Origin of the sequence: Micromonospora sp. MA102, assembly GCF_025460765.1 — a bacterium.
Lineage (GTDB): Bacteria > Actinomycetota > Actinomycetes > Mycobacteriales > Micromonosporaceae > Micromonospora > Micromonospora halotolerans.
In genome coordinates this window covers 13,174-33,372 of record NZ_JAMWEG010000012.1, presented here as the reverse complement: position 1 = coordinate 33,372, position 20,199 = coordinate 13,174, and the positions used below count along the sequence as shown (strand labels likewise).

General features: G+C 74.0%; 19 protein-coding genes and 1 riboswitch. Of the genes, 7 read left to right on the top strand and 12 right to left on the bottom strand.

Annotated features, from left to right (window positions below; genetic code table 11):
- Positions 1-34: 34 nt before the first annotated feature.
- The gene (locus tag NFX44_RS22640; RefSeq protein ID WP_262285588.1) at positions 35-1,972 is read right to left on the bottom strand and encodes an ABC transporter ATP-binding protein; all 1,938 of its coding nucleotides are present in this window, start codon (positions 1,970-1,972) and stop codon (positions 35-37) included.
- A gap of 251 nt (positions 1,973-2,223) precedes the next feature.
- Between NFX44_RS22640 and pgi the strand changes: the two genes are divergently transcribed.
- Positions 2,224-3,858 (top strand): glucose-6-phosphate isomerase, encoded by a 1,635-nt coding sequence (gene pgi, locus NFX44_RS22635; protein WP_262285726.1) that lies wholly within the window; start codon positions 2,224-2,226, stop codon positions 3,856-3,858.
- A gap of 45 nt (positions 3,859-3,903) precedes the next feature.
- On the opposite strand, the gene NFX44_RS22630 is transcribed toward pgi, so the two are convergent.
- The 6 genes from NFX44_RS22630 to NFX44_RS22605 form a co-directional block, all read right to left on the bottom strand.
- Positions 3,904-4,314, bottom strand: a complete 411-nt coding sequence (locus NFX44_RS22630) for a type II toxin-antitoxin system Phd/YefM family antitoxin (protein ID WP_262285587.1) — start codon at positions 4,312-4,314, stop codon at positions 3,904-3,906.
- An 82-nt stretch (positions 4,315-4,396) separates the two neighbouring features.
- The gene (locus NFX44_RS22625; RefSeq protein WP_262285586.1) at positions 4,397-4,945 is read right to left on the bottom strand and encodes a GNAT family N-acetyltransferase; all 549 of its coding nucleotides are present in this window, start codon (positions 4,943-4,945) and stop codon (positions 4,397-4,399) included.
- Between the two features lie 54 nt (positions 4,946-4,999).
- A complete protein-coding gene (locus NFX44_RS22620; protein ID WP_262285585.1) occupies positions 5,000-6,277 on the bottom strand; it encodes a collagen binding domain-containing protein in 1,278 nt (425 codons plus the stop codon).
- Positions 6,278-6,463: 186 nt separating this feature from the next.
- The gene (locus NFX44_RS22615) at positions 6,464-8,185 is read right to left on the bottom strand and encodes an acyl-CoA dehydrogenase family protein (protein ID WP_262285584.1); all 1,722 of its coding nucleotides are present in this window, start codon (positions 8,183-8,185) and stop codon (positions 6,464-6,466) included.
- Entirely contained in the window at positions 8,182-8,757 is a 576-nt protein-coding gene (locus tag NFX44_RS22610; RefSeq protein ID WP_262285583.1) for a PadR family transcriptional regulator, read from the bottom strand. Before NFX44_RS22610 ends, NFX44_RS22615 begins: the two co-directional genes overlap by 4 nt.
- Positions 8,758-8,796: 39 nt before the next feature.
- Positions 8,797-10,068, bottom strand: coding sequence for a hypothetical protein (locus NFX44_RS22605; RefSeq protein WP_262285582.1), 1,272 nt, complete (start codon positions 10,066-10,068; stop codon positions 8,797-8,799).
- Positions 10,069-10,264: 196 nt separating this feature from the next.
- Here NFX44_RS22605 and NFX44_RS22600 point away from each other — a divergent pair, with 196 nt between their 5' ends.
- From NFX44_RS22600 to NFX44_RS22575, 6 genes are all read left to right on the top strand, one after another.
- Positions 10,265-11,740: an NAD(P)/FAD-dependent oxidoreductase gene (locus NFX44_RS22600; protein ID WP_262285581.1), complete on the top strand. Its 1,476-nt coding sequence runs from the start codon at positions 10,265-10,267 to the stop codon at positions 11,738-11,740.
- Positions 11,741-11,808: 68 nt separating this feature from the next.
- A riboswitch (SAM riboswitch) is annotated at positions 11,809-11,919 on the top strand.
- 32 nt (positions 11,920-11,951) lie between these two features.
- A complete protein-coding gene (locus NFX44_RS22595; RefSeq protein WP_255474577.1) occupies positions 11,952-12,083 on the top strand; it encodes a hypothetical protein in 132 nt (43 codons plus the stop codon).
- 100 nt (positions 12,084-12,183) lie between these two features.
- Entirely contained in the window at positions 12,184-13,041 is an 858-nt protein-coding gene (locus NFX44_RS22590; protein WP_262285580.1) for an ABC transporter substrate-binding protein, read from the top strand.
- Between the two features lie 36 nt (positions 13,042-13,077).
- Positions 13,078-13,857, top strand: a complete 780-nt coding sequence (locus NFX44_RS22585; RefSeq protein WP_262285579.1) for an amino acid ABC transporter permease — start codon at positions 13,078-13,080, stop codon at positions 13,855-13,857.
- A complete protein-coding gene (locus NFX44_RS22580; RefSeq protein WP_262285578.1) occupies positions 13,854-14,603 on the top strand; it encodes an amino acid ABC transporter ATP-binding protein in 750 nt (249 codons plus the stop codon). The genes NFX44_RS22585 and NFX44_RS22580 overlap by 4 nt, the downstream gene beginning before the upstream one ends.
- Positions 14,604-14,762: 159 nt before the next feature.
- On the top strand, positions 14,763-15,875 hold the full coding sequence (locus tag NFX44_RS22575) for an aromatic acid exporter family protein (RefSeq protein WP_262285577.1): 1,113 nt from the start codon (positions 14,763-14,765) through the stop codon (positions 15,873-15,875).
- 56 nt (positions 15,876-15,931) lie between these two features.
- On the opposite strand, the gene NFX44_RS22570 is transcribed toward NFX44_RS22575, so the two are convergent.
- The 5 genes from NFX44_RS22570 to NFX44_RS22550 form a co-directional block, all read right to left on the bottom strand.
- Positions 15,932-16,621, bottom strand: coding sequence for a dihydrofolate reductase family protein (locus NFX44_RS22570; protein ID WP_262285576.1), 690 nt, complete (start codon positions 16,619-16,621; stop codon positions 15,932-15,934).
- Positions 16,618-17,253, bottom strand: a complete 636-nt coding sequence (ribA, locus tag NFX44_RS22565; RefSeq protein ID WP_262285575.1) for a GTP cyclohydrolase II — start codon at positions 17,251-17,253, stop codon at positions 16,618-16,620. Before ribA ends, NFX44_RS22570 begins: the two co-directional genes overlap by 4 nt.
- A 69-nt stretch (positions 17,254-17,322) precedes the next feature.
- Complete coding sequence (locus NFX44_RS22560) at positions 17,323-18,255, bottom strand: flippase-like domain-containing protein (protein ID WP_262285725.1); 933 nt, start codon at positions 18,253-18,255, stop codon at positions 17,323-17,325.
- 97 nt (positions 18,256-18,352) lie between these two features.
- Entirely contained in the window at positions 18,353-19,165 is an 813-nt protein-coding gene (locus NFX44_RS22555; protein ID WP_262285574.1) for an SAM-dependent methyltransferase, read from the bottom strand.
- Positions 19,162-20,199, bottom strand: a complete 1,038-nt coding sequence (locus tag NFX44_RS22550; RefSeq protein ID WP_262285573.1) for a glycosyltransferase family 4 protein — start codon at positions 20,197-20,199, stop codon at positions 19,162-19,164. Before NFX44_RS22550 ends, NFX44_RS22555 begins: the two co-directional genes overlap by 4 nt.

Sequence of the window (20,199 nt, the reverse complement as noted above, 5' to 3'; positions counted from 1 at the left end):
CCGTAGGAGTTCGAGCGCGCTCGAGGTCAAACCCTCAGCCGCCGGCCTCCCCGGCCTGCGCCAGGTAGCCGGCCGCCTGCAGCTCGAACAGCTCCCGGTAGAGGCCCTCCTGGGCCATCAGCTCGTCGTGGTCCCCCTCCTGGATGAGCCGGCCGTGGTCCATCACGAAGATCCGGTCGGCGTGCCGGACGTTGGCCAACCGGTGGGTGATGAGCACGACGGCCCGGTCGGGGTGCCGCCGCAGGTGCTGGAAGAGGGCGTGCTCGGCCCGCGCGTCGAGGGCCGCCGAGGGCTCGTCGCAGATCAGCAGGCGGGCGTCGCGGTAGAGACCGCGGGCGGCCACGAGCCGCTGCCACTGCCCGCCGGAGAGGTCCTGGCCGTCCTTGAACTGCCGGTCCAGCAGCGTGTCGTACCCGAACGGCAACTCGGTGATCATGTCGTGCGCGGCGGCGTCCCGGGCCGCGGCCTCGACGTCCGGGCCGGGCCGGTCGCCGGGCCGGTCGTGCCGGCCGATCCGGATGTTCTGCCGAGCGGTGAACGGGAACCTCCACCAGTCCTGGCTCATCACCGCGACCTGCGCGGCGGTCTGCCGCGGGTCCAGCTCGGCGGTGTCCACCCCGTCCCAGCGGATCACCCCGGCGGTGGGCCGGTAGAGGCCGGCGATGAGCTTGGCCAGGGTGGTCTTGCCGGAGCCGTTCTCCCCCACCAGCGCGATCACCTCACCGCGCCGGACGGTCAGGCTGACCTCGTCGACGGCGGCCGTCTCGGTGTCCGGGTAGCGGAGGCTGACCCGATCGAGGTCGATCCGGTCGAAGCCGTCCACCGGCCGCGTGCCACCGGCGGGCACCCGGTGCCGGGCGCGGTCCAGGAAGTCGCGGTAGTCCTGGTAGTAGAGCGCGTCCTCGTAGAGCGAGTTGGTGGCGAACACCGCCATGCGGAGGCTGGACCGGGCGGACTGGAGGGCGAGCAGCGCGGTGGCCGCGGCGGCCAGCGCCACCACACCGCCGAGCAGCAGGCCACCCAGGACGGCGTAGACGCCGAACGCCGCGATCCCGGTCACCGACAGGCCGACCGCGCGGGTGACGGTCTGCGAGCGGGCCAGCCGCAGCTGGGCCCGGGTCTCCACGGTCATCATCCGGTGGTACTCGGCGAGCAGGAAGTCACGCATCTGGTAGGTCCGGATCTCGGCGGCGGTGTGCCGGTCGGCCATCAGCCGGGCCAGCAGGTACATCCGGCGGCGCCGGGTGATCCAGGCCAGCAGGGCGAGGTACTGCCGGCGGGCCATCTTCACCGCGGTGGCCGCCTCCGGCACGGCCGCGAGCAGCAGGCAGGGCAGCAGCACGGGCTGGATCACCGTCACCGCGGCGGCGGTGGCCAGCACCCCCACCAGTCCGGTGACCAGGTTGACGGTGTGGTCCACGATCGACGCCGCCTCGGCCATGCCACGGTCCCGGGCCCGGTCCATCTCCTCGGCGAAGCCGGCATCGTCGAAGGCGGCCAGTTCGACCGCGGTGGTGGTCTCGAAGAGCCGCAGCTCCACCTGGTAGTTGATCTGCGGGATGAGCCGGGCCTGCGCCCAGCCGGCGGCAATGGTCAGCGCCCCGCGCATGGTCACCGCCGCGGCGGCGAGCAGCAGGGCGGGCAGCGCCGCGCGGATCCGGTCGGGCGTGGGGCCGGCGGCGAAGAGCTGTCGGAGCACCCCGGTGGTGGCCAGCAGGCCGAGCGTGGTGAGCACCCCGGCGGCGATGTTGAGCCCGATCGAGGCGATGGTGTCCCGGCGGCTGGTCGCCCAGGCCAGGCCGACAGCCTCGCGGACCAGCGCGGGCAGCCGGCGGGCCACTGCCCAGAAGCTGGTGTGCGCGAACTCGGTGGCCCGGTTCATCCAGTGGCCGTCCGCCAGCTCGGGCAGCGGCGACTCTTCCGCCGCCTCCTCCTCGTCGGACGGGGGTCGGGGGCCGATCACCGTCGCCATGGGGCCTCCTCCGGTACGGTCAGCTTCCGGAGCCTACGATCCGCGACGAGTCGGTGTCTCCCCGTGTCCGGCGTGTCGAACAGGCGTCTCAATGGTGTCTCACCGTGGTGGTGCCACGGGGGGCCCACCGGGTGGGCGATGTCGGGTCGCGTCGCGCGTGCCCGCTCCGGGTGGCAGGCTGGTGGGGTCGCCGGCAGCGGGGCGACGCCGGCCCGGCCGGCAGACCCGTCGTGAAGGAGAAGATCGACCCGATGGCTGTGGACGTCACCACCACGGACGAATGGCAGGCCCTGCGCAAGCACGCCGAGGCGATGCGCGGCACGCACCTGCGGGAGCTGTTCGACGCGGACGGACAACGGGGTGAGCGGCTCACCGGCGAGGTCGCCGACCTCCACGTCGACTACAGCAAGAACCTGATCACCGACGAGACGCTGGGCCTGCTGACCGCGCTCGCCGAGCGGGTCGGGCTGGCCGATCGGATCGCCGCCATGTTCGCCGGGGAGCACATCAACTCCACGGAGGACCGGGCCGTGCTGCACACCGCCCTGCGCCTGCCCCGCGACGCGTCGCTCATCGTGGACGGTCAGGACGTCGTCGCCGACGTGCACGCCGTGCTGGACCGGATGTCGGCGTTCGCCGAGCGGGTCCGCTCCGGCGCCTGGCGGGGCCACACCGGCGAGCGGATCAGCACCGTGGTCAACATCGGCATCGGCGGCTCGGACCTCGGGCCGGTGATGGCGTACGAGGCGCTGAAGGCGTACCGGGACGCGGGGATCAGCTGCCGGTTCGTGTCCAACATCGACCCGACCGACATCCACGACAAGACCACCGACCTGGACCCGGCCAGCACGCTGTTCGTGGTGGTCTCGAAGACCTTCTCCACGCAGGAGACCCTGGCCAACGCCGACCAGGCCCGGCGCTGGCTGCTCGCCGGGCTGGACGCCGACGACAGCGCGGTGGCCCGGCACTTCGTCGCGGTCAGCACCAACGAGCAGCGGGTCCGCGACTTCGGCATCGACCCGGAGAACATGTTCGGCTTCTGGGACTGGGTGGGCGGGCGCTACTCCCTGCCCTCCGCGGTCGGGCTGTCGGTGATGCTGTCGGTCGGGCCGCAGCGGTTCCGGGAGATGCTGGCCGGCTACCACGCCGTGGACGAGCACTTCCGGACCACGCCGGTGGCGCGGAACGTGCCGGCGCTGCTCGGCCTGCTCAACGTCTGGTACACCGACTTCCTCGGCGCGGAGACCCACGCGGTGCTGCCGTACGCCCAGTACCTGCACCGGTTCCCGGCCTACCTCCAGCAGCTCACCATGGAGAGCAACGGCAAGTCGGTGACCCGGGACGGCCGGCCGGTCACCTGCCCGACCGGGGAGATCTTCTGGGGCGAGCCGGGCACCAACGGTCAGCACGCCTTCTATCAGCTCATCCACCAGGGCACCCGGCTGATCCCGGCCGACTTCATCGCGTTCAGCCAGCCCAACCACGACCTGGGCGACATGCACGACCTGTTCATGTCGAACTTCTTCGCGCAGACCGCCGCGCTGGCCTTCGGCCGCACGAAGGAGCAGGTCGAGGCCGAGGGCACCGCGCCTGAGGTGGTGCCGCACCGGGTGATGCCGGGCAACCACCCGACCACGTCGATCATCGCGCCGAAGCTGACCCCGGCGACGCTGGGCCAGCTCATCGCCCTCTACGAGCACATCGTCTTCACCGAGGCCGCGGTCTGGGACATCAACGCCTTCGACCAGTGGGGCGTGGAGCTGGGCAAGGTGATGGCCAACCAGCTCGCCCCGAAGCTCACCGGGGCCGGGGCGGACCTCGGCGACGTGGACTCGTCCACCGCCGCGCTGATCCGGCGCTACCGCGCCCAGCGCGGCCGGGACTGACGCACACCGGCGGCCTCCGGCCCGAGGTGGCCGGAGGCCGCGCGGTCAGCCGCGCAGCAGGTCGGCGTGGGCGGCGCGGAGCCGGGCGAGCGCCGGGTCACCGGCCGGGGCGCGCCGGTCCAGCTCGGCCCAGACCTCGGCGAGGGCGTCGGTGAGCGTGCGCAGCTCGGCGGCGTGCCGCCGGCTGCTCTGCCGGTGCAGCTCCTCCAGCCGCCGGGACCAGCCGGCGCTGATCGCGGCGATCCGGTCGGCGTCGGCGCGGGCCTGCGCCGCCGTGCGCGCCGCCGCGGCGGGCACGATCGCGGCGACCGGGCGCGGATCGCCGTCGCGGGTGACGACGGTGACGGTGTCGGTCAGCTCGGCGAGGGAGACGAGCTGGGTGAGCCGGGTGCGGACCTCGCGCAGCGGCAGGGCGCGCGGCTGGGGGGACCGGTCGGCCGGTGCGGGGACAGCCATGGACACATGTTGACGTCCGGGTACGACAGAACTCCGCGGTGTGCCGATCGCCGGGGTCCCTCCGGCGCCAGGGCCCGCCCGGCTATCCCTCCGGCTTCCATTCCGGGGCCAGCACGGACCAGACCTCCAGGTCGGCCCGGCCGGCCGGCCCCGGTGCGGCTTCCCGGAGCACGCCGTCACGGCTCATCCCCAGCCGCCCGGCAACGGCGATGCTGCGCGCGTTGTCGGCCTTGGTGACCCACTCCACCCGGTGGATGCCGCGGTCCCGGATCGCCCAGCCGATGATCACCCGGGCGGCACGAGTGACCAGGCCCTGCCCCTCGGCGCCGGGCTCCAGCCAGCAGCCGGCCTCGGCGACGCCCGTGGTGGTGCTGAGGGACACGAACATCACCCCGCCGACCAGGGTGCCTCGTTGCCAGATGCCCCAGATCCCGCCGTCGTCGCGGGCCCACCGGTCGGCGTAGTTCTGCAGGACCCGGCGGGCGGACTCGGCGTCGGTGGCCACGAAGGACGCGCCCACCCAGGGGGTGATGTGCTCCCGGCAGCGGTCGAGGTTGGCGAGGAACTCGTCGGCGTGCCACGGCATGAGCGGCCGCAGCTCGGCGTCGTCGGTCAGGGAGAGAGCGAACATCCCCGCAACCTAGTGCGATCGCCACCGGCACCGCACCGGGTTTGCGGCCGGCGGTCAGCGGCCGGTGAGCCGGACGTCCCGGGTGGTGACGGTGCTGCCGGGCTGCGGCTCGAACACCGTCGCCCGCGTCTGGGTCCCGGCGTTGTAGAGCCACACCACGCCGTACCGGTCGCCGCCGTCGAGGCGGACGGTGGTGGGCCGGGCGGGCAGGGCGGACAGCCGCCACCGGCCGTCGGCGTCGGAGCACTCCTGCTGCTCGTACGGGACGTAGTCACCGTCCCGGCCGGCGAACGCGAGCGGGCAGACCCACTGCACCGGCTGCCGGGTACGCGAGTCGACGACCCGACCGGTGATCGTGGCGCCGAGCGACATGCTGCCGTCCACCCCGGTGACCCGGCCGCCCCGCGGGATGGTCACCACCGTCGCCGAGGCCAGGTCGTCGCCGCCGTGGTACGCCACGGCGTACCGGCCCTGCGGGTCGTAGAAGATCACGCGGAACCGGCCGGGGACGACGTTCTCGGCCAGGTAGGTGCCGGTGGCGTCGGTGCAGCCGCCGCTGTACCCGCCGCCGCCGGCCGGATCGACGTTGCGCAGCTCGATGCAGGCGCCCTCGATCGGCCCTCCGGTGGCGGCGTCGGTGATCTGCCCGGTCAGCGTCGCGGGCAGCCAGTAGGTGTCGTCCACCCGGCTCGTCGCGCCCGGGGCGGCCTCGATGACGGCCGCGCCGGCCCAGTCGGTCGCGCCGTACGCCCAGGCCGGCCAGCAGCAGTCGAAGGAGATTTTGTACGAGGTCGGGTAGAGCCCGCCGATCGTCCAGCTGCCGTCCTCGGCCGTGGTGGTGGACCGCCCGAACGCCTCCTCCCGGTTCGCCAGCCAGACCAGCACGTTGAGGCCGGCGGCCGGGGTGCCGTCGGAACGGGTGAGCGTGCCGGTCAGCGTGGCGGCGCGGGGCAGCGCGACGTCGAGCACCGCGGGCGCGACCACCGGCACCGCGTCGCTGATCGTCGCGGCACCGGGAAGCCACGTCTGCGCCGGGTACGCGTCACCGCCCGGGCTGACCTCGATCCGGTAGCCCACCCCGGACTCGAGGCCGTCGAGGGTGAAGGCGCCGGTCTGCAGGTCGACGCACGTCCCGGCGACGATGCCGCCGCCGTTGGCCTCCCACGCGTAGACGCAGGCGCCGTTCGTGGGCGCCCCGCCGGTCTGCGCGTCGAGGACGTGGCCGGTGATGGACGCCGCCGCGGCGGACGCCGGCGATGCCGGGAGCGCGGCGATCGCGGTGAGCAGGACGGTCAGTGTGACGGCGCAGAGCCGCCGGCCGATCGGGCGCATGCTCTTCCCTTCCGCACCGCGGTCGCGGGTCGTCGCACGCAGACGCTAGGCGTGATCCGCCGGCCGGCCCGGGAGGCGGAGGGAAATTGTTGTCTGTCGACAATCTCCTGTGGTGGGACGTGACGTTCCTCCTCGTCCGGACGCTGGCGACGAGGCGGGGGCCGGGCCCGAGGCCCGGCCCGGCCGTCAGGGGTGCATCTCGTACGCGCCGGCGAGGGCGACCACCCGCTGCCACACCCTCGCGGTGCGGTCGGCGTCGGTGACCGGGCGGCGCAGGTGGGCGAGCGCCCAGGCGGCCTGCGCCTCGGTGGTGGCCGCCTTGCCGTGCAGTTCGGTGGCGTACCCGGAGAAGTCCCGGACCAGCAGGTCGAAGATCTCGTCCAGCAGGTCGGCGTCGAGGCCGGTCAGCTCGGCCTGCTCCAGGATCAGCTGGCCGTAGACGACCAGCGCGAAGAGCTGGCCGACGGTGAGCAGGAAGTCCAGGTCCCGCTGCTGGGCCTCGTCCGGGGCGTGCGCGGCGAGCAGGGCGGTCAGCCCGTCGGCCTGCTCGCGGAAGCGGGCCACGTTGGGCAGGTGGGCGTGCGCGTCGTAGGCGGTGCGCCAGTCGTGGAAGCGGATCGCGCCGAGGCCGCGGGCCGGCCCCTGCCGGAACAGGAACTCGTCGTCGGCCGGGTCCCGCCGGGTCGGCACGGGCGGGTGCTCGGCCGGCCGGAACAGGTAGTTCGGCATGAACTTGAGGATCAGCGCCAGGTTGACGTGCACGGTGCCCTCCAGCTTCGGCAGGCCGCGGATGTCCTTGGCGGCCTTGTCGAAGTAGGTGTCGGCCTCGAAGCCCTTGGCGGCGATCACGTCCCAGAGCAGGTCGATGACCTTCTCGCCCTCGGTGGTGACCTTCATCTTGGTCATCGGGTTGAACAGCAGGTACCGCCGGTCGTCCGGGCCGGCCGAGCGGAAGTAGTCGACCGCCCGGTCGCTGAACAGCTTCATGGCCACCAGGCGGGCGTACGCGTCGGTCAGTTCGCGGCGCACGTGCGGGAAGTCGGTGACCCGCCGGCCGTAGAGGATCCGCTGGTGGGCGTGGGTTACCGCCTCGTACATGGCGTGTTCGCAGATGCCGATGGAGGCGGTGCAGAGGTTGAACTTGCCGACGTTGACCGTGTTGAGCGCGGCGTCGAAGGCGGCCGGACCGGTGTGCAGCACGTCCTCGGCGCGCACCGGGTAGTCCTCCAGGCGGAACTCGCTGACGTACATCTGCGCGTTGACCACGTTGCGGACCAGCCGGTACGCGGGGTGCCGGCTGTCGGCGGCGAAGAAGACGTACCCCTCGGGGCCCTCGACGTCGGCGCGCCGGCCGAAGACGGAGACCAGCCCGGCGACGTTGCCGTTGCCGATGTAGTACTTGCCGCCGGTGGCCCGGAAGCCGCCGTCGGCGTCCGGGGTGAGCAGCAGGTCGGTGGAGTAGATGTCGGCGCCGTGCGGCCGCTCGGAGAGCCCGAACGCCATGACGTGCCCCTCGTCGAGCAGCGCGGCGGCGCGGGCCCGGGCGGCGGCGTTGCCGCTCTGCCAGACCGGCCCGAGGCCGAGCACGGTGACCTGCCAGGTGTACCAGTACCCGAGGCCGTAGAAGCCGAGGATCTCGCTGAGCGCAGCGTTGCGGGCGGTGTCCCAGCGCTTGTCCGGGTCGCCGCCACCGTCGGCGGCCGGGGTGAGGAAGGTGGCGAAGAGCCCCTCCTTGGCGGCGAAGTCGAGGAAGTCGGCGTACCACTCGCGGTGGTTGTAGCTGTCCACCAGGGCCCGCTTGCCGCGGGACTCGAACCAGTCGACGGTGGCGCGCAGCAGCCGCCGGGAGGTCTCGTCGAGGTGGGCGGGGTCGTAGCGGTGCGGGTGGAACAGCAGCGAATCGGTCACGGGATCGCCTTCCTGGGGGTGGCGGGGTCGAGGTGGCGCAGGGTGTCGAGGACGTCGTCGAGCCAGGCCAGCACCATCCGCTCGTACGCGATACCGCCGCGCAGCACGACGTGCTGGAGGGCCGCGCGGGCGTCCGGTGCGGTGGGGTCGGGAAAGTCGCGGCGCTCGCCGGCCAGGTAGCCGGCGAGGGTGGCCTCGTGGTCGGCGCGGTAGCGCTCGACCTCGGTGACCAGGGCGGCGCGGCCGGCCGCGTCGTCGAACGCGGCGCCGCGGATCTTGACGGCCAGCTCGTGCCGGACCGCCTCCGGCTGCACCGGGGCGCGCAGCCAGGTGACCAGGGCGGATCGCCCGGTGTGGGTGACCGACCAGACCTTCTTGTCCGGCAGCCCCTCCTGGCCGACCTCCTCGGCGGTCAGCCAGTCGTCGTGCTCCATGCGCTTGAGGACCCGGTAGATCTGCTGGTGGGTGGCGGTCCAGAAGCGGCCGATCGAGCGGTCGAAGCGCCGGGCCAGCTCGTAGCCGGAGGCGGGTTGCTCCAGGAGCGAGACGAGGATGGCGTGCTCCAGCGACATGCCGGCCATCTTGCTATGCAACGAGTTGCATAGCAAGGGTCAGATGATGAGGTGGGTCCAGTAGGTCAGCCACACGGCGAACAGCGCACCCTGGAGCAACGCCAGCCCGGCCGTGAGCCAGCCGTCGAGGCCGGGCCGGCGGGCCCAGCGGGCCAGCACGAACGCCACCGGGAACGCGGCCAGCAGGTAGCGCAGCAGGCTCTTGTACACCGGCGGGCCCATCGACAGCGGCACGAGCACCACGATCACCGTGTAGACCAGGTACGGCCAGTCGGCCCGCCGCCGCAGCCCGACGACCGCCACGAGCAGCATGGCCACGGCGATCCAGACCCGGAACGCGTTGGCCGAGTTGTCGCCGACCAGCGCCGACCCGGCCACCCCGAGCGGGTTCTGCACCCGGATCCCCCAGCCCTTCTCCTGGGCGTGCTGGTAGGCGAACCAGTCGCCGCCCTGCCAGCGGCAGAACGCCATGAAGGTCAACCAGCCGGCCGGCACCAGCAGCAGCGGCCAGCCCAGCCGCAGATAGCGCGCGAGGCTGCGCGGGTCGAGGCGCCAGTCGTGCTGGCGCAGCAGCACCAGGGCCAGCGGGATCACCACCACGAAGCCAACCGAGCGGCTCATCGCCAGGAAGTAGCCGACGATCCCGACCACCAGCCAGCGGCGCTGCTCGGCGTACCAGAAGGCGGCCAGGGCGAGGCAGACGAAGAGCGACTCGGTCAGCGCCGCCTGGAACAGGAACGCCGTCGGCAGGAGCAGCAGGTACCGCACCGCCCGCCGGCCGTCCGCGCCGGCCGCCTCCGGGTCGCCGGCGCCGAGCAGCCGGGCCCCCAGCCGGTACGCGAACCAGAGCTGCAACAGCAGCGCCACGTTGGCGACCACCAGCAGCGCCCAGGCGGTGTGCCCGCCGAGCAGCGGCGCGAGGGGCCGGGCCAGGAACGGGTAGAGCAGCGGGAAACCGAAGTCGTGCCACGGCCGGTCCAGCGGTACCCAGGCCAGGTGGTCGTAGAGGAACGAGTCCCAGGCGAACCAGAGCGAGAACCAGCGGTGCGACGAGATCGCGTCCTGCTGGGTCCGCGTCATCGCCTCGTCGGCGGGCGGCGCGCCGGGCACCCCGTCCCAGGCGGTCAGCACCAGCACGCCGACCAGGCTGAGCACGACCTTCGAGCCGACGAAGACGGCGAGCACGAAACCCCAGGGCGTGGGGATCCGCGCGGCCAGCCGCCCGCCCGCCGACGCCAGCCGGACCGGCGCACCCGACCACCGCGCCAAGGCGGGGCGGCCGGTCGTCCCGGCCCGCCGCTCGTCTCCCATCCCGCTCCCACCGGTCGCCCCGCGACCGACCCCCGGACCGGGAAACCGTCCGCGCATCCCCGTTGCGCCCCGGTTCACACCCGCCCGACCCGAACGGGTGACCCGGGAAGGGCGGATCGCCGCCCGCAGGTGAGTCGGCGGGCAGGACGGGTAAGGGCGCTGCCGCATCGGCAGGCTGGCAGCGGGGGCGGACGGCATGGGTGACGGCAACGGGACCGTGATCATCGGGGCGGGGCCCGCGGGGCTGACCGCCGCGTACGAGCTGCTGCGGTACGGCGAGCCGGTCCGGGTCTACGAGGCCGACGACGTCGTCGGCGGGATCAGCCGCACGGTGGAGCGGGACGGCTGGCGGTTCGACATCGGCGGGCACCGGTTCTTCACCAAGGTCTCCCGAGTCGAGGACTTCTGGCACGAGATCCTGCCCGACGAGGACTTCCTGCTCCGGCCCCGGATGAGCCGGATCTACTACCGGGGCGCCCTCTACGACTACCCGCTCAACGCCGGCAACGCGCTGCGCAACCTCGGCCTCGTGGAGGCGCTGCGCTGCGTCGGGTCGTACGGGCGGGCCCGGCTGCGCCCGCCGAAGGACCAGTCGCACTTCGAGGGATGGGTGTCGGCCCGGTTCGGCTGGCGGCTCTACTCGAAGTTCTTCAAGACCTACACCGAGAAGGTCTGGGGGATGCCGGCCGACCAGTTGCAGGCCGACTGGGCCGCCCAGCGGATCAAGAACCTGTCGCTGTCCACCGCGGTGCTCAACGCGCTGCTGCCCAAGCGCAACCGCAAGGACGTGACCAGCCTCATCGAGGAGTTCCAGTACCCGAAGCACGGCCCCGGGATGATGTGGGAACGCTGCACCGAGGAGGTGGAGAAGCGCGGCGCCACGGTGCGCACCAACACCTGGGTGACCGAGGTGCACCGGGACCCGGCGGAACGGCGCGCCACTGCCGTCACGGTGGTCGGCGCCGACGGCGAGCGCACCGAGCCGGCCGAACACGTGATCTCCTCGATGCCCATCTCCGCGCTGGTGCGGGCCATGCGCCCGGAGGCCCCGCCGGAGGTCCGGGCCGCCGCCGACGACCTGCGGTACCGGGACTTCCTGACCGTCGCGCTGGTGGTCCCGGAGGAGTTCTCCTTCCCGGACAACTGGATCTACGTGCACGACCCGGCCGCCCGGGTGGGCCGGATCCAGAACTTCGGCTCCTGGTCGCCGTACCTGGTGCAGGACGGGCGGACCTGCCTCGGGCTGGAGTACTTCGTGTTCGAGGACGACGAGATGTGGCGGACCCCGGACGCGGACCTGGTCGCCTTCGCCACCGCCGAGCTGGAACGGCTGGGCCTGGTCCGGCCCGGCTGCGTGGAGGCCGGCTACGTGGTCCGGATGCCGAAGGCGTACCCGGTCTACGACGAGCGCTACCAGCACAACGTGGACGTGATCCGGGACTGGCTGGCCCGCGAGGTGCCGAACGTGCACCCGGTCGGGCGCAACGGTATGCACCGCTACAACAACGCCGACCACTCCATGCTCACCGCGATGCTGACCGCCGAGAACATCGCCCTCGACGCCGGCCACGACGTCTGGACGGTCAACGTCGAGCAGGACTACCACGAGCAGCGCACGCCGTCGCGGCACGGCACCGGCCGGGACGCCCCGGTCATGCCGGCCCGCCGGTAAGGCACGGGCGTGAGGGTGGTCATAACGGCTGGACGGCCCGGGCCGCCCTCCTGCTAGCCTTCTCGGCAGGTCATGAGCGCCAGCGCAAAGCCCCGGCTCGCTGGCCGGCAACCCTCCTCCGCGGTGGGGTGCCCCGGGTGAGGACCAGGCACCGGCAGCCGCCGGTGCAAGCGTGGCCTGGTACCCAGGTCATCACCGACCCGAGGGAACCATGTCTGCTCAGCTCCGCACCCCGCCCGCCGACGGCATCGCCTACCCGGCGCGTTTCGCGCTGGTCAAGCGGCGGCACGTCGACCTGATGCGGGTGTGCAGCGACGCCTGTCGCCGCCCCGACGCGCGCTGAGCGCCACTCCCCCACCTTCCGCACCATCCCTCCGGCTCGCCCGCCCCGGGCGCGCCGTCGGCGGCGTACGCCCATGCCGCCCCGGACCCTGGAGACACCTGTGCGATTCCGTTCCGCCCTGACCCGCGCCGCCGCGCTCGGCGCCGCCGCCGTGCTCGCCGCCACCGCCCTCACCGCTTGCGGCGACGACGGCTCCACCAGCGAGGCCGCCAACCCGTACGGCCTGCTGCAGGCCGGCGTGCTGCGGGCCGGCACGCTCACCGACGCCCCGCCGAACGTGTACCTCAAGGAGGGCAGGTTCACCGGCTTCGACAACGACCTGCTCACCGCGGTCGCCGGGAAGGTCGGCCTGAAGGTGGAGTTCGTCGGCACCGACTTCTCCGCCCTGCTCGCCCAGGTCAACAACCACAAGTTCGACGTGGGTAGCTCCTCCATCACCATCACCGAGGCCCGGAAGAAGACCGTCGACTTCGGCAACGGCTACGACTTCGGCTACTTCGGACTGGACGTGCCCGCCGGCTCCCCGATCAGCGGCTTCGACCAGCTCGCCGGCAAGCGGGTGGTCGTCGTGCAGGGCACTGTGCAGGACGACTACGCCACCCGGGAGAACCTGAACCCGGTCCGGGTGCCCGACTACAACGGCGCGATCAACCAGCTCAAGGCCGGCACCGCCGACGCCTGGATCGCCCCGGCCGAGATCGGCGACACGTCCGCCAAGGACAGCAACGGCAAGATCAAGGTGGCCGCCAAGCAGCTCAGCCCCGCCCCGACCGCGTACGCGGTGGCCAAGGGCAACGACAAGCTGCGCGAGGCGCTGAACAAGGGCCTCGACGAGGTGATCGCCGACGGCACGTGGAGCCGGCTCCAGGCGCAGTACTACCCGGGCCGGCCCATCCCGGCCGACTTCACGCCGGGCAGCGGCACGGTCGCCGTGCCGTCCCCGTCGGCGGCTTCCTGACCCGGAACGACACGGACGAGCGGGGCGGACGGAGACATGGATCCACTGAGCACCCTGTGGGAGACCTTCTTCGACTGGGACGCCATGCGCGAGGCGCTGCCCGAGATGCTCACCGTCGGGCTGCCCAACACGCTGATCCTGGCGGTCTCCGCCGCCCTGCTCGGCTCGGTGCTGGGCATGCTGCTGGCCGTCGCGGGCATCTCGCGTACCCGCTGGTTGCGGTGGCCGGCCCGGGTCTACACCGACGTGTTCCGCGGCCTGCCGGCGGCGGCGACCATCCTGCTCATCGGCGTCGGCCTGGCGCCGCTGGGCATGCAGGTCTGGGGTCCGAACCCTTACCCGCTGGGCGTGCTGGCGCTGTCGCTGATCGCCGCCGCCTACATCGGAGAGATCTTCCGGGCCGGCATCCAGAGCGTGGAGGCCGCCCAGCTGGAGGGGGCCCGGGCGCTCGGCTTCTCCTGGGGTGAGGCCATGCGCCTGGTCATCGTCCCGCAGGGCGTACGCCGGGTGCTGCCGGCCTGGGTGAACCAGCTCATCGCGCTGATCAAGGACTCCAGCCTGGTCTACTTCCTCGGCCTGGTGGCCAGCCAGCGGGAGCTGTTCCGGATCGGGCAGGACTACGCGGCCACCACCGGCAACGAGTCCGCGCTGCTGCTGGCCGGTCTGTTCTACCTGCTGCTGACCGTGCCGCTGACCCACGCGGTCAACTGGATCGACCGGCGGCTGCGGCAGGGCCGATCAGTGGCCGCCCCCGACCTCGACGTCGAGCTCGACCCCGCCGGTGCGCCCGCGCCGACCGGAAAGGACCCGCGATGAGCACCGCCACCACCACCGCCACCTCGGTCAGCCTGGCCGTCCGCGACGTGCACCTGGCCTTCGGGCCGCACCAGGTGCTGCGCGGCGCCGACCTGGACGTGGCCCGGGGCGGGACGGCCTGTGTGATCGGCCCGTCCGGCTCCGGCAAGTCGACGCTGCTGCGGACGATCAACCGGCTCATCGAGCCGGACCGCGGTGACGTGCTGCTGGACGGGCGCAGCGTGCTGGGCGACGACCCGGACGCGCTGCGCCAGCGGATCGGCATGGTGTTCCAGCAGTTCAACCTGTTCCCGCACATGACCGTGCTGCGCAATCTCACCCTCGCGCTGCGGAAGCTCAAGAAGCTCCCCGAGGACGAGGCCGTGCAGGTCGCCCGGGCCCAGCTCGACCTGGTCGGCCTGGCCCACAAGGCCGAGGCCCGGCCGGCGCAGCTCTCCGGTGGTCAGCAGCAGCGGGTGGCCATCGCCCGGGCCCTCGCGCTGCGGCCGCAGGTGATGCTGTTCGACGAGGCCACCTCGGCGCTCGACCCCGAGCTGGTCAAGGGGGTGCTCGGGGTGATGGCCGACCTCGCGGCCGCCGGGATGACCATGGTGGTGGTCACCCACGAGATGGGCTTCGCCCGGGAGGTGGCCGACACGGTGGCGTTCATGGATCGCGGCGTCGTGCTGGAGGCCGGCCCGCCGGCCGCCGTCTTCGAGGCGCCGGAACATCCGCGGCTGCGTCGCTTCCTGTCCCAGGTGCTCTGACCCCGGCGGCCCGGCCCCGCTTCCTCGTCCCGGTCGGGGCGGCGGTCGTCACCGGCGTGGACGGCCCGGTTACGACGATCAACTTCAGGGGTAGGAGCACCTACGGCCGGAACGGAGATTCCGTGGGTGCGCCGGTCCGTGAGGGGGAGGACGGCGCCGGTGCGCAACTGGTGGAGGGCCGCCGTGGGGCGGCTGCGACAGGCGTGGGTACCGGTGGTGGAGGCCGCGCTCGCCGCGACCGTGGCCTGGCTGATCGCCGCGCGGCTGATCGGCCATCCGGACCCGTTCTTCGCGCCGAGCGCGGCGCTGATCGTTCTCGGCGAGTCGCGGGGCCAGCGGATTCGGCAGACCATCGAGCTGGTGCTCGGGGTGGCCGGCGGAGTGCTCGTCGCCGACCTGGTGGTGCACGCCCTCGGGCCCGGCACGGCGACCATGCTCCTCGTCCTGCTACTCACCCTCGGCGTCACGGTGGCGGCCGGGGCGAGCAGCACCCTAGTCATCCAGACCACGGTCTCCGCGCTCTACCTGGTGGTGGTCGCCGCGCCGAAGGGCGAGTTCACCCCGTTCCGGTTCGTCGACGCGCTGATCGGCGGGGCCGTCGCCCTCGCCGCCAGCCAGCTCGTGGTGGCCCGGGACCCGCTGGCTCCGCTGGTCGCCGAGGCCCGCCGGACGTACGCCGACCTCGCCGACCTGCTCGACCGGTTGAACGCCGCGCTGGACCGCTGTGACGCCGAGGCCGCCCAGGCGGCGCTGGACCGGGCCCGGGAGGTGGACGGCGGCGTGGAACGCCTGCGGTCCGCGGTGCGGGCCTGCGCCGAGACGCTGCGGCTACGGGTCCGCCGCCGCCGGCACCTCGGCCAGGTCGACCAGGTCGAGGCCACCGCCCGGCAGCTCGACTACGCGGTACGCAACATCCGGGTGCTGGCCCGCAACGCGGTCACGCTGGCCCGGCTGCACACGGCCGCCCCACCCGAACTGGGCGCGGCGATCCGCTCGCTCGCCGAGGCGGTACGCGCCGCCGGCGCGGCCCTGGCCACCGACCTGACCGGCCAGGACGCCGACCGGCACGCGGGACGGGCCGAGGAGGCCGCACTGGCCGCGGTGCGGATCGGCGCGGAGCTGCTGGAGTCCGACCCGGCGCTGCCCGTCGTCATGATCGTCGGGCAGGTGCGGTCCACCGCCATCGACCTGCTGCGTGGTCTCGGCACCGACGACGTGGCGGTGCTCAACCGCGTCGACGAGGCGCTCGGCCTGCCGACGCCGGCGTCCTGACCCGGCCGGGCGTCACCGAGGTGACGGGGTCGCGGCACACCGGTCCGGGCGCGCCGCTACACCTCGCAGCGGTCGGAGAGGGCGTAGCGGGTGAGGACCACGTCGCCGATCTGGCGGACCTCGACGACCCGGGCCCGGCGGCCCGGATGCCACGGGAAGCGGCCGTCCCCGACGAACCGGGGCGCCCGGCGGTCACCCACGAAGAACGGCGCGACCACCAGGTGCAGCTCGTCGGCGACACCGGCGGTGAGGAACTGGCAGTGCAGCGTGCCACCGCCCTCCACCATCAACCGGCCGACGCCGCGCCCGGCCAGGTCGGCGAGGACCGCCCCGGGGGTGACCGGGTCGGCCGTGTCGACCACGGTGGCCACCGCGCCCACCCGCTCCCGGGTCTTCTCCGCCACGCCGCCCGGGCAGTAGACCAGCTTCGGCCCGTCGCCCATCGTGAAGAACCGGGCCGTCGGGTCGAGATCGCCGCTGGCCGTGACGGTGACCTTCACGGGGCACGCCGGCAGGCCACGCGCCACCCGCTCGGCCCGCCGCCGCTCGCTGCGCACCAGCAGCCGGGGGTCGTCGCGGCGGACCGTCGCGGCGCCCACCATGATCGCGTCACAGCCGGCCCGGACCGCGTCGATCCGGTCCAGGTCGGCGTCGTTGGAGAGCAGCAGCCGCTCGGCCGTCGCGTCGTCGATGTAGCCGTCGATCGACATCGCGCAGCTGAGCAGCACGTACGGCCGGCTGGTCACGGCACGAACGGCAGGTCGAGGGCATGGTCGGCGCGGGTCACCTTGGCCGCCAGGTAGCCCGCGTTCGCCGGGGACAGGTGCACGCCGGTGAGCACCCGGTCGACCACCGTGACGCCCAGCCGCTCCAGCTGGGCGGCCTTGTCCGGGTTGTTGCTGAGCAGGGCCACCCGGGTCACGCCCAGCGCGGCGAGCATCTGCGCGGCCACCGTGTAGTCGCGCTCGTCGGGGCCCCGGCCGAGCGCCACGTTGGCCTCGTAGGTGTCCAGGCCGCCGTCCTGCAGGGCGTACGCGTCGAGCTTGGCGTAGAGGCCGATGCCCCGGCCCTCCTGGCGCAGGTAGAGCAGGTAGCCGCCGGCCTCGGCGATCCGCTCGACCGCCTCGCGCAGCTGCGGGCCGCAGTCGCAGCGCTGGCTGCCGAACACGTCCCCGGTGAGGCACTCGCTGTGCGGGCGGACCAGCGGCGGCGCGCCGTCCGACTCCCGCCGCTCACCGAGCCCGATCGCGAGGTGCTCCCGGCCGTCGACCAGCCCGTGGAAGGAGTGCACCCGGGCGGTGGTCACGTAGCCGTCCGGGAACCGCAGGGGGACCGTGACCTGGGTCCGGACCGTCGCGGGGGGCAGAGTTTCGTCCATGCTTCTCCTCAGTCCGGGCTGCCGGGACGCACCGGCAACGCACACCTCGCACCCTCACCGTAGGCGGGATCACCGACAGTCGCCGGGCTCGGCGGCCGGACGCCTGTGGATCAGCAGCACCGCGGCGCCCGGCAGGCTGGCCACCAGGACCAGCGCCCCGTAAACCGTGCCGGTCGCCACGCCCTGCGCGGCGGTGAGACCGGCCGCGGCGAACGCCCAGGCGGCGACCCCCTCGCGCGGCCCGAACCCGCCCACGTTGGTCGGCAGCCCCATGGCGAGCAGGGCCAGCAGGGTCAGCGGCACCAGCCGGGACAGCGGCGCGTCGGCGCCGGCGGTGCGCGCCGCCACCACGAAGGTGGCCAGGTGGCCGGCGACCACCACGGCCGAGGCCGTCACCACGCCCAGCCAGGTGCGCCGGGCGAGCAGCCCGGCCCGGACGTCGGCGACGGCGGTGCGCGCCGCGCGGGCCCAGCGGGACGCCCCGGAGCGGGGCACCGCCCGGGCGGCCAGCGCCAGCGCCAGCGCGACGGCCGCCAGGCCGACGGCCACCGCCGGCAGGTACGGCCGGACCGGGGACGGCAGCGCCGCCAGCACGGCCACCGCGATGACCAGCTGGACCACCTGGCCGGCGGTGCGTTCCCAGACCACGGCGCGGACGCCCCGGGCCACGTCCCCGGCGTCCCGGCCGTGCCGGACCGCCCGGTGCACGTCGCCGAGCACCCCGCCGGGCAGGGTGGAGTTGAGGAAGACGGCCCGGTAGCAGTGCGCGACGGCGGCCCGCAGCGGCAGCCGTACGCCCAGCCCGCCGGCGACCAGCGACCAGCGCCAGGCGCAGCAGACCGTGGTGATCGCGCCGATGCCGAGTGCGGCGGCGAGCGCCGGCGCGTCGATCAGCCGCAGTCCGGCCAGGAACGGGCCGGTGCCCACCGACCAGACCAGCGCGGCGAGCACGGCGATCCCGGCGACCGGCCGGGCCCAGACCCAGAACGACCGGGCGGGCACGGACGCGGCGGCCGGGACGGGCCCGGCGACGGCGGCGTGTGACAAGTGTGGTCCTCCCTCGGTCCATCTGTTGTCACGTGCCGCCGGCCGGTCCGGTTCATCCGGCGAGCAGGTCGGCGTGGTCCAGCACCACCCGCAGCCGGCCGTCCGCCACCTGGGCGAGCCGCCGCTCCCGGTACGCCCCGACCGCGCCGCCCAGCTCCGGCCGCTCCTCGACGGCCGCGTCGAGCCAGCCCACCAGCCACTCGGCGGTCAACGCGGCCTGCTCCGGGCCGAGACGCCACGGGCTGGACCGGACCCGCACCGGTACGCCCCGGCGGCGGAAGGCCGCCACCGTGACGTCCACGGCGTCCGGGCCGAGCAGGGCACGGCCGGCGGCGGTCCGCCGCTGGTGGGCGTTGAACGCGGCCTCGAACTCGGCGTCGAGCGGGTCGGCGGGGGTGAAGCGCACCCGGCCCAGCACGGTGATGGCGAACAGGGTGAGGTGGCCGGCGCAGGCCGCGACGATCCGCTCGACCTCCCCGGCGGTGAGCATGTCCAGCAGCGCCGAGGCGGTGACCAGGTGGGCGTCGGCCAGGTCGGCGGCGCCCAGCCGGGTGATGTCGGAGCCGCGGGCCAGCACGGTGACCGGGCTGCCGTCGGCGGTGACGGAGTGCCCGGCGGCGGCCAGCGCCAGCAGGTCGGCGTCGCGTTCGTGCAGCACCCAGCGCTGCGGGCCGGGCAGCCGCGGGGCGAGCCAGCGGGCCATCGAGCCGGTGCCGCTGCCCAGGTCGTGCACGACCAGCGGCCGGTCGGCGGGCAGCCGGCCGCGGACCACGTCGAGCAGTTCGGTCGAGCGGGCGGCCGCGTCGGCGGGTTCGCGCAGCCGCAGCCAGTCCGCGAAGTCGGGGGGAAGTAGCGAGGTGGTCATGCCGCCGTGGCCTCCTTGAGGGCTGCGGCCAGCCGGTCCGCGGTGAGCGGCCAGCCGCTGAGGGTGTCCCGCCGCCGCCGGGCGGCGCGGCGCAGCCGGTCCCGCAGGTCCGGGTCGGTGAGCCAGTGGCGCAGCGCGCCGGCCAGCGCGGCCGCGTCCGCCGGGGGCACCAGCAGGCCGGGCGGGTCGCCCTCCGGGGTGCGCCCGAGCGTCCCGGGCAGGCCGCCGGTGTCGCTCGCCAGCACCGGTACGCCCCGGGCGAGCGCCTCGGTGACCACCATCCCGTAGGTCTCCCGGCGGGACGGCAGCACCAGCAGGTCGGCGACGGCGTACGCGGCGGCCAGGTCGGCCCCGGTCAGCGGGCCGGCCAGCCGGACCCGGTCGGCCAGGCCGGTGTCGGTGAGCTGCCGGCGCAGCAGCGCCACGAAGTCCGGGTCGCGGGTGAGCGGGCCGACCCAGTCGCAGGTCCAGGGCAGGTCGGCGACCCGGTGCAGGGCGCCGGCGAGCACGTCGTGCCCCTTGAGCGGGGTGACCGCCGCGACGCAGAGCAGCCGGGCACCCTCCGGCGAGCCGGGGGCGACCGGCGCCGGGTCCACCCCGGGCGGGGCCACCGACACCCGGTCGGCGGCGAGCCGGTAGCGGTCGAGCAGCCGGTCGCGGGTCCACTCGCTGGTGGTGACCACTGCCGTCGCCGCGGCGAGGGCCCGGCCCTCGACATCGTCCTCCAGCGGCAGGTGCACCAGCACCACGAGGCGCAGCCGCCGGGCGTGCGGGGCCAGCACCTCGGGCACGGTCGACGCGACCAGCCCGTCGAGCAGCACGGCCGCGCCGTCGGGCAGCGCGGCGAGCACGCCGGTCAGCACGGCCCGATCCGCCGGCGTCGGCCGCGGCCAGCCGCCCGGCACCGGGTGTTCCCGCACCGTCCAGCCGAGCGCGGCCAGCTCATGGCAGGCGCGGCGGTCGTATCCGTTGCCGCCGCTGGGGCTCGCCGGATCGTCGATGTCGCCCGGCAGCACCACGTGCACGGCCGTCAT